Annotated in this window: 8 protein-coding genes; 5 read left to right on the top strand and 3 right to left on the bottom strand. The window is 73.1% G+C overall.

Annotated features, from left to right (window positions below):
• Positions 1-71: 71 nt before the first annotated feature.
• The 3 genes from secD to AVL61_RS02040 all read left to right on the top strand — a co-directional run bounded on the left by secD (position 72) and on the right by AVL61_RS02040 (position 5,470).
• Complete coding sequence (secD, locus tag AVL61_RS02050; protein WP_157571252.1) at positions 72-1,913, top strand: protein translocase subunit SecD; 1,842 nt, start codon at positions 72-74, stop codon at positions 1,911-1,913.
• Positions 1,913-2,932, top strand: a complete 1,020-nt coding sequence (gene secF / locus AVL61_RS02045) for a protein translocase subunit SecF (protein WP_058872688.1) — start codon at positions 1,913-1,915, stop codon at positions 2,930-2,932. The genes secD and secF overlap by 1 nt, the downstream gene beginning before the upstream one ends.
• Positions 2,933-3,145: 213 nt before the next feature.
• Positions 3,146-5,470, top strand: a complete 2,325-nt coding sequence (locus tag AVL61_RS02040) for a RelA/SpoT family protein (protein ID WP_058872761.1) — start codon at positions 3,146-3,148, stop codon at positions 5,468-5,470.
• Positions 5,471-5,635: 165 nt separating this feature from the next.
• On the opposite strand, the gene AVL61_RS02035 is transcribed toward AVL61_RS02040, so the two are convergent.
• The gene (locus AVL61_RS02035) at positions 5,636-6,232 is read right to left on the bottom strand and encodes a type IV toxin-antitoxin system AbiEi family antitoxin (protein ID WP_058872687.1); all 597 of its coding nucleotides are present in this window, start codon (positions 6,230-6,232) and stop codon (positions 5,636-5,638) included.
• A 91-nt stretch (positions 6,233-6,323) separates the two neighbouring features.
• Complete coding sequence (locus tag AVL61_RS02030; RefSeq protein ID WP_231738246.1) at positions 6,324-7,772, bottom strand: DUF349 domain-containing protein; 1,449 nt, start codon at positions 7,770-7,772, stop codon at positions 6,324-6,326.
• A gap of 263 nt (positions 7,773-8,035) precedes the next feature.
• Between AVL61_RS02030 and hisS the strand changes: the two genes are divergently transcribed.
• On the top strand, positions 8,036-9,391 hold the full coding sequence (gene hisS / locus AVL61_RS02025) for a histidine--tRNA ligase (protein ID WP_058872686.1): 1,356 nt from the start codon (positions 8,036-8,038) through the stop codon (positions 9,389-9,391).
• A gap of 252 nt (positions 9,392-9,643) precedes the next feature.
• Here hisS and AVL61_RS02020 read toward each other — a convergent pair whose 3' ends face one another.
• On the bottom strand, positions 9,644-10,957 hold the full coding sequence (locus tag AVL61_RS02020) for an APC family permease (RefSeq protein ID WP_058872685.1): 1,314 nt from the start codon (positions 10,955-10,957) through the stop codon (positions 9,644-9,646).
• 143 nt (positions 10,958-11,100) lie between these two features.
• Here AVL61_RS02020 and aspS point away from each other — a divergent pair, with 143 nt between their 5' ends.
• Positions 11,101-12,915 (top strand): aspartate--tRNA ligase, encoded by a 1,815-nt coding sequence (gene aspS, locus AVL61_RS02015; RefSeq protein ID WP_058872684.1) that lies wholly within the window; start codon positions 11,101-11,103, stop codon positions 12,913-12,915.
• Positions 12,916-12,918 lie beyond the last annotated feature (3 nt).

The raw sequence follows: 12,918 nt of genomic DNA, 5'->3' as shown, positions 1-12,918 counted from the left end.
GGCCGACCACTGGTCGGCCCGTTCCCATGCACAGGCCCGGCAGCACCGGGCCGTCGTTCGTAAGGAAGACCATGGCACTGACCACACGCAAGACCCCCGGTGACCCCGGGGCCGCCGCACCGGACGGCACCCCCGGGCGGGGCGGCTCGACCGCGCCGGCACGCTCGGGGGTGCGGGCCGCCCTCTCGACCGCCCGGCGGTCCCTGATCGGGCTGCTGGTGCTGCTCGCCCTGCTGGGCGGGCTGTTGGCCTGGGGCGCGGGCACCGACCGCAGCGGCTGGGGGCCCAAGCTGGCCCTCGACCTCGAGGGCGGCACCCAGATGATCCTCTCCCCGTCCCTGCAGGGGGAGGACGCCGGCGAGGAGGTCTCCCCGGAGCAGCTGGACCAGGCCGTGGAGATCATCCGCCAGCGCGTCGACGGCTCCGGAGTGGCCGAGGCGGAGATCGCCACCCAGTCCGGCGACAACATCGTGGTCTCCATGCCGGGCGTGCCCTCCGCCGAGACCCGCGAGCTCATCCAGACCTCGGCGCAGATGAACTTCCGGCCCGTGCTCACCACCGCCGCGGCGGAGCCGGTCCCCGAGGACCAGCGCGCCACCGACGAGGAGCTGCCCGAGCCCACCGCCGAGCCGACCGACGCCTCCGACCCGAACTGGATCACCCCGGAGCTGTTCCGGGAGTTCGAGGCGACCGACTGCACCGTGCCCCAGTCCCCCGAGGAGCGGGAGGCCCAGGAGCCCGGCGAGCCGATCGTCGCGTGCGAGCCCGAGACGGGCACCAAGTACCTCCTGGGGCCCGTGGAGATCCAGGGCACCGGCATCGAGGACGCCTCCTACGGCACCGCCCAGAACTCCCAGGGCGTGTCCCTGAACCAGTTCGCCGTGAACCTCCAGTTCGGCCCGGAGGCCACGGACACCTTCCGGCAGCTCTCCGAGCGGCTCTACGGGATCGGCACCGCCACGTCCGGCGACCCCCGCAGCCAGTTCGCAATCCTGCTGGACGGCCAGGTGGTCTCCGCCCCGTCGATGAACGCCGTGATCTCCGACGGACAGGCCCAGATCACGGGCCAGTTCACCGAGGAGCAGGCGAAGTTCCTGGCCGAGCAGCTCAAGTACGGCGCGCTGCCGATGAGCTTCGACATCCAGTCCGAGCAGCAGATCTCCGCGACCCTGGGCGCCGACCAGCTGCGGATGGGCATCATCGCCGGGATCATCGGCCTGGTGCTCGTGTGCGTGTACTCGCTCTTCCAGTACCGTCTGCTGGGCCTCGTGACCATCAGCTCGCTCGTGGTCGCGGGCGTGCTCACCTGGCTGGCGATCACCCTGCTGGGCTGGTCCGCGAACTACCGCCTGTCCCTGGCCGGCGTGGCGGGCCTGATCGTGGCGATCGGCCAGACCGCGGACTCGTTCATCGTCTACTTCGAGCGCATCCGCGACGAGATCCGCAGCGGCCGCTCCATCCCGGCGGCCGTCGACCACGGCTGGCAGCGCGCCCGCCAGACCGTGCTCGCGTCCAAGGCCGTGAACCTGCTGGCCGCGGCCGTGCTGTACTTCGTGGCCGTGGGCAACGTGCGCGGCTTCGCCTTCACCCTGGGCCTGACCGCGATCGCCGACCTGCTCGTCGTCTTCCTCTTCACGCACCCGGTGATGGTCATGCTCGCCCGCACCCGCTACTTCGGCGGCGGCGGGAAGCACTCGGGGCTCAGCCCCGAGGCCCTCGACGCGGTGCCCCTGTACCGGGGCGCCGGCCGGCTGCGCGAGCCGCAGGCGGAGCACGACGGCCTGACCATCGCCGAGCGGCGCCGCCGCGCGGCGCGGACCGCGCCGAAGGACCCCCCGTCTGCGGCGGCACCGGACGGCGCGCCGGTCGGCGCGTCGTCGTCCGCCGCCCGCACCCCCGAGGAGAACGCCTGATGTCCAAGTTCGCAGATTTCGGCAACGCCCTGCACAGCGGACGGACCTCCTACCCCTTCGTGGGCCGGGCCAAGCAGTGGCTCGCCGTCGTGGGCGTCCTCGTGCTGCTGTCCCTGCTCGTGCCCGTGGCCAAGGGCGGCTTCAACCTCGGCATCGACTTCACCGGCGGGTCCGAGTTCACCGTGTCCTCCGTGGCCGACCCGGACATCGAGGCCGGCCGGGAGGCCGTCGCCGAGTCCTCGGACGCCGCCGGCGTGGAGGTCACCAACATCGCCCCGGAGACCGTCCGGGTGCGCACGGAGCAGCTCGACGACGACCAGACCCTGGCCGTCAAGGACGCCCTGGTCGACGCCTACGGCGTGAGCGAGCAGGAGGTCACCTCCAACTTCGTGGGTCCCACCTGGGGCGCCGGCGTCACCACCCAGGCCCTGCAGGGCCTGGTGGTCTTCGTGGTCCTGGCCACCGCCCTGATGGCCCTGTACTTCCGCACCTGGAAGATGTCCGTCTCGGCGGTCGCCGGCATGCTCGCCTCGGTGGCGATCACCGCCGGGATCTACTCGCTCGTGGGCTTCGAGGTCACCCCGTCCGCGGTGATCGGCTTCCTCACGGTGCTCAGCTACTCGCTCTACGACTCCGTGGTGGTCTTCGACAAGGTCCGGGAGAACACCGAGGGGCTGCTCGACGGCACGGCCCCGCCGGAGCGGGCCGGCCGGAGGTTCTCCGACCAGGTGAACCTCGCCGTCAACCAGACGCTGGTGCGCTCGATCAACACGTCCGTGGTGGGCATCCTGCCGGTCGGCTCGATCCTGTTCATCGGCTGGCTCGTCCTGGGGGCGGGCACCCTCAAGGACCTGTCGCTGTCCCTGTTCGTCGGCATCATCGTGGGCACCGCGGCCACCCTGTTCGTGGCCGCGCCCCTCTACGCGCTGCTGCGCCGCGGCGAGCCCGCGGTCCAGGAGCAGGAGGCCCGCGCGGGGGCACCCGTCGAGCGTGCCGCCGAGGAGGCCGCGGCGCACTAGACTGTAGCCACCGTAGGGCGGGTCGTGCAGGAGCGGCCCCCCGCACAGCAGCACACGTCGAACCCGAACCGGAGACGACGATCGGGGCGGCGGCCGCACGGCCGCCGCCCCGCGTGCATCGATGGGAAGGAAGTCTCGGTCATGAGCTCGTCCGACGACGGGGCCGTCCCCGCGGACCAGGCCGCCGCACCGACCCCGCCGCGCCGGTCGGACATGGCCGGCACGCACTACGTGGTGCCCGCGTCCCGGCCGCTCCTGGGCCGTGCCGTGTTCCCGGGACGCAGCGACCGCACCCGGTCGAGCCTGTCCTACCTGTCCGGGCGGCCCATGGACCACTCGCCGATCCTCGAGCCGCTGCTGCACACCGTGCGCGCCACCCACCCGGAGGAGGACCTCGAGGTCCTGCAGCGCGCCTTCAAGGTCGCCGAGAAGTGCCACGAGGGCCAGAAGCGCAAGAGCGGCGACCCGTACATCACCCACCCCGTGGCCGTGACCACGATCCTCGCCGAGCTCGGCATGACGGGCGCCACCCTCGTGGCGGCCCTGCTCCACGACACCGTGGAGGACACGGACTACACCCTCGAGCAGCTGCGCGCCGAGTTCGGCGAGGAGGTCGCCGCCCTCGTGGACGGCGTGACGAAGCTGGACAAGGTCCAGTACGGGGACGCTGCGCAGGCCGAGACCGTGCGCAAGATGATCGTGGCGATGGCCAAGGACATCCGCGTGCTCGTCATCAAGCTCGCCGACCGCCTGCACAACGCCCGCACCTGGCGCTTCGTCTCGCAGACCTCGTCCTCGAAGAAGGCCCGCGAGACCCTCGAGATCTTCGCCCCGCTGGCCCACCGCCTCGGCATGAACACCATCAAGTGGGAGCTCGAGGACCTGGCCTTCGCGGCGCTCTACCCCAAGGTCTACGAGGAGATCGTGCGGATGGTGGGGGAGCGCCAGCCCCAGCGCGAGCGGTCCCTGGCCAAGATCCGGGAGCGGATCGCCCTGGACCTCTCCGAGGCGGGCATCGAGGCGACCATCACCGGCCGGCCCAAGCACTACTACTCGATCTACCAGAAGATGATCGTGCGCGGGAAGGACTTCGACGAGATCCAGGACCTGCAGGCGGTGCGGGTCCTGGTGAACACGGTGCGCGAGTGCTACGCGGCGCTGGGCGCCCTGCACGCGCGGTGGCGGCCGCTGCCGGGGCGGTTCAAAGACTACATCGCCATGCCGAAGTTCAACATGTACCAGTCCCTGCACACCACGGTCATCGGCCCGGACGGGCGGCCCGTGGAGATCCAGATCCGCACCCACGAGATGCACCGCCGGGCCGAGTACGGCGTGGCCGCGCACTGGAAGTACAAGGACCAGGCCAACCAGGCGAACTCCGCGACCCCGAAGGCCCAGGAGGGGGACCTCGCCTGGCTGAGCTCGCTCGTGTCCTGGCAGGAGGAGACCCAGGACTCCTCCGAGTTCCTCGACTCCCTGCGCTACCAGATCAACACGTCCGAGGTGTACGTGTTCACCCCCAAGGGCGAGGTCATGGCCCTGCCCGCCGGCTCCACGCCCGTGGACTTCGCCTACGCCGTGCACACCGAGGTGGGGCACAAGACCATCGGGGCGCGCGTCAACGGCAAGCTCGTGCCCCTGTCCTCGGAGCTCCAGCACGGGGACTGGGTGGAGGTGCTGACCTCCAAGTCGGAGCACGCCGGGCCCTCGCAGGACTGGCTGAAGTTCGTGCAGTCCCCGCGGGCCCGCAACAAGATCCGGCAGTGGTTCTCCAAGGAGCGCCGCGAGGAGGCGATCGAGAAGGGCAAGGACGCGCTCACCCGCGCCCTGCGCAAGCACCACCTCCCCCTGCAGCGCACGCTCACCCAGGAGTCCCTGCTCGCGGTGGCCCAGGACTTCCACCGCACCGACATCAGCTCCCTCTACGAGGCGATCGGCTCCGACGTGGTCAGCGCCCAGAGCGTGGTCGAGAAGATCGTGGGCGACCTCGGCGGGGCGGACGGCGCGGAGGAGGACTTCGCGGAGACCACCATCGCCACCCAGCCGGTGCGCCCGCGCGTGTCCGACTCCGGGGTGACGGTCCAGGGCGCCTCCGACGTCTACGTCAAGCTCGCCCGCTGCTGCACGCCGGTGCCGCCGGACGAGATCATGGGCTTCGTGACCCGCGGCGCCGGCATCTCCGTGCACCGCAAGGACTGCGCCAACATGCTGGCCCTGACGTCCACGGAGCGGGTGGTCGAGGTCGAGTGGGCGCCCACCCAGTCCAGCGTGTTCCTGGTCGAGATCCAGGTGGAGGCCCTCGACCGCAAGTCCCTGCTCTCGGACGTCACCCGAGTGCTCTCGGAGAACCACGTCAACATCCTCGCCGCCTCGGTGCACACCTCGAAGGCGCGGCTGGCGATCTCCCGCTTCGCCTTCGAGATGGGCGATCCGCGCTACCTGGACCACGTGCTCAACCAGGTCCGCCGCATCGACGGGGTCTACGACGTCTACCGCACCTCGGGCAACCGGCCCATCTCGGAGCCGTCCTCGCGCTGACGCGGTCGCTCTCGGTCCCGTCCTCGCGCTGGTCCATCCGCTCCCGTGGCCGTCTTCGTGCCGGTCCGGTCGCTCGCGGGAGCCGTCCTCGCGCCGGCCCGGCCGCTCTCGGAGCCGGCCGCTCTCGGAGCCGTCCACTCCCGGAGTCGGCCGCTCCTGCCGCCGTCAGCGCAGCGGGCGCCCGACGGCACGGGCGGCACGGCGGACCCGCAGCAGCGCCGCCTGCCGGCCGGGCATCCGCTCGAAGCTCTCGAGCGCGGCCTGGACCAGCGGGGGCGGGCAGTGCAGGTGCGGGGCGTGCATGAGCTTCTCCAGGGCCGCGAGCCCCTCCCGTCCCGGCACGTGCAGAGCCAGGTCCACGGCGGTGCGCAGCGGCGTGGTGACGTGCACCGGCCCGGCGTCGTGGACGTCGTAGCCGCCCAGCGTGACCTGGTGCAGCGCCAGGCCCTCCGGCACCGGGGACATCGTGGTGCGGCGCAGCTTGTCCAGCAGCACCGGCAGGATGCTGGGGCGTCCGGCGCAGTCGTAGAACCACGCGGCGGAGAGCCGGCCGAGCACCCCGCGCCGCAACAGGTGCGGGGGCAGCTGGGCCTCCAGGGCCGCGACCTTCACCGCCCGGGTCACGGGACGGCCGCGCAGCACGTGGGCCTCCAGCACCACGGGCACGAGCACCCCGTCCGTGACGAGGGCCGAGAGCTCGGTGCGCGAGAAGGGGCGCGCCGGCAGGAACAGGGTGTCGGGGTGCCAGGGCGGGACGTCCATGGGGCCACTCTCGCCCCACGGCCCCGGCACGGGAAAGGCCCCGCGGGGCGCTGTGGACAGCGCCCCGCGGAGCCTCCCGGTGCGCCTGCGCTCAGCGCAGGTCCGCCGCGGAGCGGCGCAGGGTCTCCAGCCACTGGCGGCTGGTGGCGAGCTCGCCCTCCAGCTTGGCCGCGCGCTTGGTGTCCCCGGTGGACTGCGCCCGGTCCAGCGCCGCCTCCTGGTCCTCGATCTTCGACTCGAGCTGCGTGAGCATCGAGTTGGACCGGGCCTTGGTCTCGGGGTTGGAGCGCTGCCACTTCTCGTCCTCGGCCTGGCGCACGGCGTCCTCCACCGTGCGCAGCTCGGCCTCCACCCGGCGCATGTGGGCGCGCGGGACCTTCCCCGCCTGCTCCCACCGGTCCAGGATGTCGCCGAGCGCCCGCTTGGCGGCCTTGAGGTCGGTGATCGGCAGCAGGGCCTTCGCCTCGGCGAGCAGCTGCTCCTTCACGGCGAGGTTGCCCTCGAACTCCTGGTCGATCCGGTCGTTGTCGGCCTTGCGCGCCGCGAAGAAGGTGTCCTGGGCGGCGCGGAACCGCGCCCACAGGGCGTCGTCGTCCTTCTTGGACGCGCGCTTGGACTCCTTCCACCGGTCCATCAGCCGGCGGTACTCCGCGGCCGTGGCGCCCCAGTCGGTGGAGCCGGACAAGGCCTCCGCCTCGGCGATGAGGGCCTCCTTGGCCCTCTTGGCCTCGGCGTTGTCGGCGTCCAGCTGCGAGAAGAACGCGCGGCGGTGCCGGTCGAACGTGGTGCGTGCGGTGCGGAACCGCTTCCACAGGGCGTCCTCCGCGGCCCGGCCCAGGCGGATGCCGGACTTCTGGTGGGTCTTCCACTGGTCGAACAGCTCGGCCATCCGGGCCGAGGACTGCTTCCACTGCGTGCGCTGGGGGTCCTGGGCGGCGATCTGCTCCGCCTCCGCGACGATCGCCTCGCGCGCCGCGACGTTCTGGGCGCGCTGGGCCTCGTGGGCGGCCCGCTCGGCGGCCTCGAGTTCCCGGATCGCCGGGCGCAGGGCCTCCAGGCGGGACTCGAGGCCCTTGACGTCCCCGAGCATCGTGCGCTGGCCGACCTGCTCGGCGAGGTGGTCCACCGTGCTGAGCATGTCCGCCGAGGGCGCACCGGCGGCCACCCGCTGCTCCAGCAGGGCCACCTGCGCTTCGACGTCGTCGAACTTCCGGGCGAAGTAGCCCAGCGCCTCGTCCTCGGTGGCGTCCGGGAACTGCCCGCAGAGGACCTCCTCGCCGTCGACGACCACGTAGACGTGGCCGTCCTCGGTGACCCGGCCGAAGGCCCGGGCGCGCGCCACGGACTCCGGGGAGGCCAGGGCCGGGGCGGCCGGGGCAGCGGGCGTCGCCGGGGGCGTGGGCGCCGCCGCCGGGGCGGGGGAGGCCTGTGCGGGTGCCGCCGGGGCGCCCGGTCTCGGGGCCCCCGGCTTCGGCACGGGCCCCGGGGTGGGGGCGGGGCGGGGCGTGGGCTGGTCGTCGGATTCGAGACGTTCTGTCACCGCTGAAACTCTTTCGCTCTCGCCGGGGCGGCGGCACCGGGAACGTGCCCGGCGTCGTCGCCCGGCTCCGGACAATCGTCAGCCCCATACTACCGAGGACACCTCCTCCGGCCGCCGCGGGCCCGGTGGCGGGACGTCCGGGCGCCCCGCGGTGCTTTGGGCGGTGCGCCCGGGGATCCCTAGGATGAGTGCGGAACCGTCGGGCCCGCCCGGGCCGACCGTCCACCCGCCCCGCCGCCGACCCACCCGAGGAGCACGTCCCCATGGCCCGCAAGACCTCCCTGTCCGGTTTCCCCGAATGGCTTCCGGAGGAGCGTCTGGTCGAGCTGCACGTCCTCGACGTCCTGCGGGAGACCTTCGAGCTGCACGGCTTCTCCTCGATCGAGACCCGCGCCGTCGAGACGGTCGGGCAGCTGCTGCGCAAGGGCGAGATCGACAAGGAGGTCTACGTCGTCTCCCGGCTGCAGGAGGACGAGGACGCCCCGGCCGAGCGCGGTGACGACCAGCTGGCCCTGCACTTCGACCTCACCGTGCCCTTCGCCCGGTACGTGGTGGAGAACGGCGGGCACCTCGCCTTCCCGTTCCGCCGCTACCAGATCCAGAAGGTGTGGCGGGGCGAGCGGCCCCAGGAGGGCCGGGCCCGCGAGTTCACCCAGGCCGACATCGACGTGGTGGGGGACGGCACGCTGCCCTTCCGCTACGACGTGGAGCTCGCTCTCGTGATGATCGACGCCCTGTCGAAGCTGCCCATCCCGCCTTTCGTGCTGCGCGTCAACAACCGCAAGCTCGCGGAGGGCTTCTACCAGGGCATCGGGCTGCAGGACACCGCCGGCGTGCTCCGCAACATCGACAAGCTCGAGAAGATCGGCCCCGAGCGGGTGGCCCAGGCGCTGTGCGAGGAGGTCGGCGCGACCCCCGAGCAGGCGCAGGCCGCCCTGCAGCTCGCGGCGATCCGCACCGAGGACGCCTCCTTCGTGGACCGGGTCCGCGCGCTCGGGGTGAACACCCAGCTGCTCGAGGAGGGCCTGCGCGAGCTGGCCGAGGTGGTCGGGGAGGCCTCGCGCCGCGCCCCCGGCACGGTGGTCGCCGACCTCTCGATCGCCCGCGGCCTCGACTACTACACCGGCACCGTCTACGAGACGGTGCTCGTGGGCCACGAGCAGCTGGGCTCCGTGTGCTCCGGCGGGCGCTACGAGTCCCTCGCCTCCACCGGCAAGAAGACCTACCCGGGCGTGGGACTGTCCGTGGGCGTGACCCGGCTCGTGTCCCGCGTCCTCTCCCAGGGGATGGCCGCGCCCTCCCGCAAGGTCCCCACCGCGGTGCTGGTCTCCCTGGTGGACGAGGAGTCCTGGTCCTCGGCCCAGGACGTGGCCCAGCAGCTGCGCCGGCGCGGCATCGCGTGCGAGGTCTCCGCGAGCGCGGCGAAGTTCGGCAAGCAGATCAAGTACGCCGAGCGCCGCGGCATCCCCTTCGTGTGGTTCACGGTCCGCGGCGAGGACGGCTCGCTCGCCCACGAGGTCAAGGACATCCGCTCCGGCGAGCAGGTCCGCGCCGACCCGGCCTCCTGGACGCCGCCGGCCGAGGACCTGCGCCCGGTCGTGCGGGCCGCCGGGGCCTGACCGCGCGGGCCCTCGCCGGCCCCGGCCGGCCCCACCGCCGCCGCGTCCCCACTCCCCGGACGCCCGTTCCGCCGAGTCCCCAGTCGGGCCGCGTTTCCCCAGTCCTTTTCCTGGGGAACTGCGACGCGAGTGGGGGCTCGGCGCTGGAAGGGAGCCTGTCTTGGGGGCTCGGCGCGGGACGGTGGCGGGTGACCGAGGGGCCGGCGCGCGGTGGCGGCGAGAGGCCGGTGTGGCGTGGCCCGGTGTGCGGGATCAGCGCCGCCGGGCCAGGACCAGGGCGCGCCCGGCCAGGCCCACGGCGAAGACGACGAGCATGGTGACCACGGACTGCCACGGCAGCGTGAAGGCCAGGACCAGGCAACCGGTCAGACCGAGCGCGTTGACCGCCCGCGGCGCCCACCGGGGGCGCTGCGCCAGCGTGAGCGCCGAGAGGTTGGCCAGCGCGTAGTAGACGAGCACCCCGAAGCTCGAGAACCCGATGACCGTGCGCACGTCGCCGACCAGCACGAGCACCACCACGAGCCCGGCCACGGCCAGTTCCGCCGCCCACGGCACCCGGTGCCGCCGCGACACCGCGCTCAGCGGCCCGGGCAGGTCCCGCTCGCGGGCCATGGCCAGGGCCGTGCGGGAGATCCCGGCGACCAGCGCCAGCAGCGCTCCCAGCGTGGCCAGGGCGGCGGCCGCGGTGACGACGACGGCGCCCGCGGTCGCCGGTCCCGCCGCCCAGCCGGCGTCCCGGACCACGGCCAGCAGCGGGGCGGTCGAGGCGGCCAGCCGGTCGACCCCGAGGAAGCGCAGCAGTCCGAGACCGAGCAGCCCGTAGAGCAGCAGGGTGAACGCCAGCGCCCCCAGCACGGCCCGGGGGATGGTCCGCGCCGGGTCCCGGACCTCCTCGCCCATCGTGGCCACGCGGGCGTAGCCGGCGAAGGCGAAGAACAGGGTGCCCGCGGCCGGCAGCACGCCCCACGCGGTGCCGTCCCACGCCGCGCCGACCCAGCCGCCGGGCCCCGCCCCGGAGGCCCCGCCCGCGGCCGGACCGGTGCCCGCGAACAGCAGGACGGCCACCGCCAGCAGGACCACCAGCACCGGGAGGACCAGCAGCTGCGTCAGCCGGGCCGTGCGGGTGACCCCGCCCAGGTTCACCGCCGTGAGGCCGAGGACCGCGGCCACGGCGAGCAGCCGCGCCCCGGCGTCGTCGGCCCCTGTGAGCTCCGCCGTGTAGAGGCCGAACGTCAGGGCCATCGCGGCCGCGGACGCGGTCTTGCCGGTCACGAACCCCCAGCCGGCCACGAAGCCCGGCCACGGGCCCAGCTGCCGGTTCGCGTACAGGTAGGCGCCGCCGGAGGCGGGGTGGACGGCGGCCAGCTGGGCGGTGGAGCTCGCATTGCACCACGCGACCACCGCGGCCAGCAGCAGGGCCAGCGGCAGCCGGGGACCGGCGAGCGCCGCGGCCGGGGCGAAGGCCACGAACACCCCGGCCCCGACCATCGAGCCCACCCCGATCACGGCCGCGTCGAGGGTGCCCAGGCGGCGGGCGAGGGCGGGGTGGCCGGGGGAGGTGCTCATGGTCGTCCTGTCGTCGTCCTGGGGCCCGAGGGGCGGGCTGTAAACTCGTCCCGGAACGAGAGTAGGGGCACCGGGGAAACACCGGACCAACGCGCGACGAGCGCGGCCCCGTCCGCACCTCCCGAACAACGAAGGGTTTTTCAGTGCTGCGCACCCACAACCTCGGCGCCCTGCGCGCCGAGCACATCGGAGAGACCGTCACGCTGGCCGGCTGGGTCGGCCGGCGCCGCGACCACGGAGGAGTGGCCTTCCTGGACCTGCGCGACGCCTCCGGGGTCGCCCAGATCGTGGTGCGCGACGAGGCGGACTTCCACCACCTGCGCAACGAGTTCGTGCTGCAGGTCACCGGCACGGTGGAGCGCCGCCCCGAGGGCAACGAGAACCCGGCCCTGGCCACCGGCGAGGTCGAGGTCATGGCCGAGACCGTGACCGTGCTCAACACCGCCGCCGCGCTGCCCTTCCAGATCGACGAGCACGTGGAGGTCGGCGAGGACGCCCGGCTGCGGCACCGCTACCTGGACCTGCGCCGGCCCGAGCCGGCCCGGATCATGCGGCTGCGCTCCGACGCCAACCGGGTGGCCCGCGAGATGCTGCACGAGGACGGGTTCACCGAGGTCGAGACGCCCACGCTGACCCGCTCCACGCCCGAGGGCGCCCGCGACTTCCTGGTCCCCGCCCGCCTGGCCCCGGGCTCCTGGTACGCCCTGCCGCAGTCCCCGCAGCTGTTCAAGCAGCTGCTGCAGGTCGGCGGGATCGAGAAGTACTACCAGATCGCCCGCTGCTACCGGGACGAGGACTTCCGCGCCGACCGCCAGCCGGAGTTCACCCAGCTCGACATCGAGGCCTCCTTCGTGGAGCAGGACGACGTCATCGCCCTCGGCGAGCGCATCGTGGCCGCCCTGTGGAAGCTCATCGACGTGGAGATCCCCACCCCGATCCGCCGGATGACCTACGCGGAGGCGATGGCCAAGTACGGCTCCGACAAGCCGGACCTGCGCTTCGGCCTCGAGCTCACCGAGCTGACCGAGTACTTCCAGGACACCACCTTCCGCGTGTTCAAGGCCCCCTACGTGGGCGCCGTGGTCATGCCGGGCGGGGCCTCCCAGCCTCGCCGCACCCTGGACGCCTGGCAGGAGTGGGCCAAGCAGCGCGGGGCCAAGGGCCTGGCCTACGTGCTCGTCGGGGAGGACGGCACCCTGAGCGGGCCGGTGGCCAAGAACATCACCGAGGCCGAGCGCGAGGGCCTCGCCGCCGCGACCGGGGCGCAGCCCGGGGACTGCATCTTCTTCGCCGCCGGCGAGCGGAAGTCCTCCCGCGCCCTGCTGGGCGCGGCCCGCGTGGAGATCGGCCACCGCACCGGGCTGATCGACGAGGACGCCTGGGCGTTCGTGTGGATCGTGGACGCGCCCCTGTTCGAGTCCGCGGCCGAGGCCGTCGAGTCCGGCGACGTGGCCGTGGGCGCCGGCCAGTGGACCGCCGTGCACCACGCGTTCACCTCGCCCAAGCCCGAGTTCCTGGACACCTTCGACCAGGACCCCGAGCACGCGCTGGCCTACGCCTACGACATCGTCTGCAACGGCAACGAGATCGGCGGCGGCTCCATCCGCATCCACCAGCAGGACGTGCAGCGGCGGGTCTTCGAGGTCATGGGCATCAGCCGCGAGGAGGCGGACGAGAAGTTCGGCTTCCTGCTCGAGGGCTTCCAGTACGGTGCGCCCCCGCACGGCGGCATCGCCTTCGGCTGGGACCGCGTGGTCGCCCTGCTGGCCGGCACGGACTCCATCCGCGAGGTCATCGCGTTCCCGAAGACCGGCAACGGCTACGACCCGCTGACCGCCGCACCGGCGCCGATCACCCCGCAGCAGCGCAAGGAGGCCGGGGTGGACGCCAAGCCCGAGGCCAAGTCCGGTGCCGCGGCGCAGCCCGGAGCCCGGGAGAAGAAGCCGGTCGACGCCTGAGCC

Source organism: Kocuria rosea subsp. polaris, assembly GCF_001483755.1.
GTDB lineage: Bacteria > Actinomycetota > Actinomycetes > Actinomycetales > Micrococcaceae > Kocuria > Kocuria cellulosilytica.
Note: the sequence above shows the minus strand (reverse complement) of the source record. Positions and strands in the feature narration are given on the sequence as shown.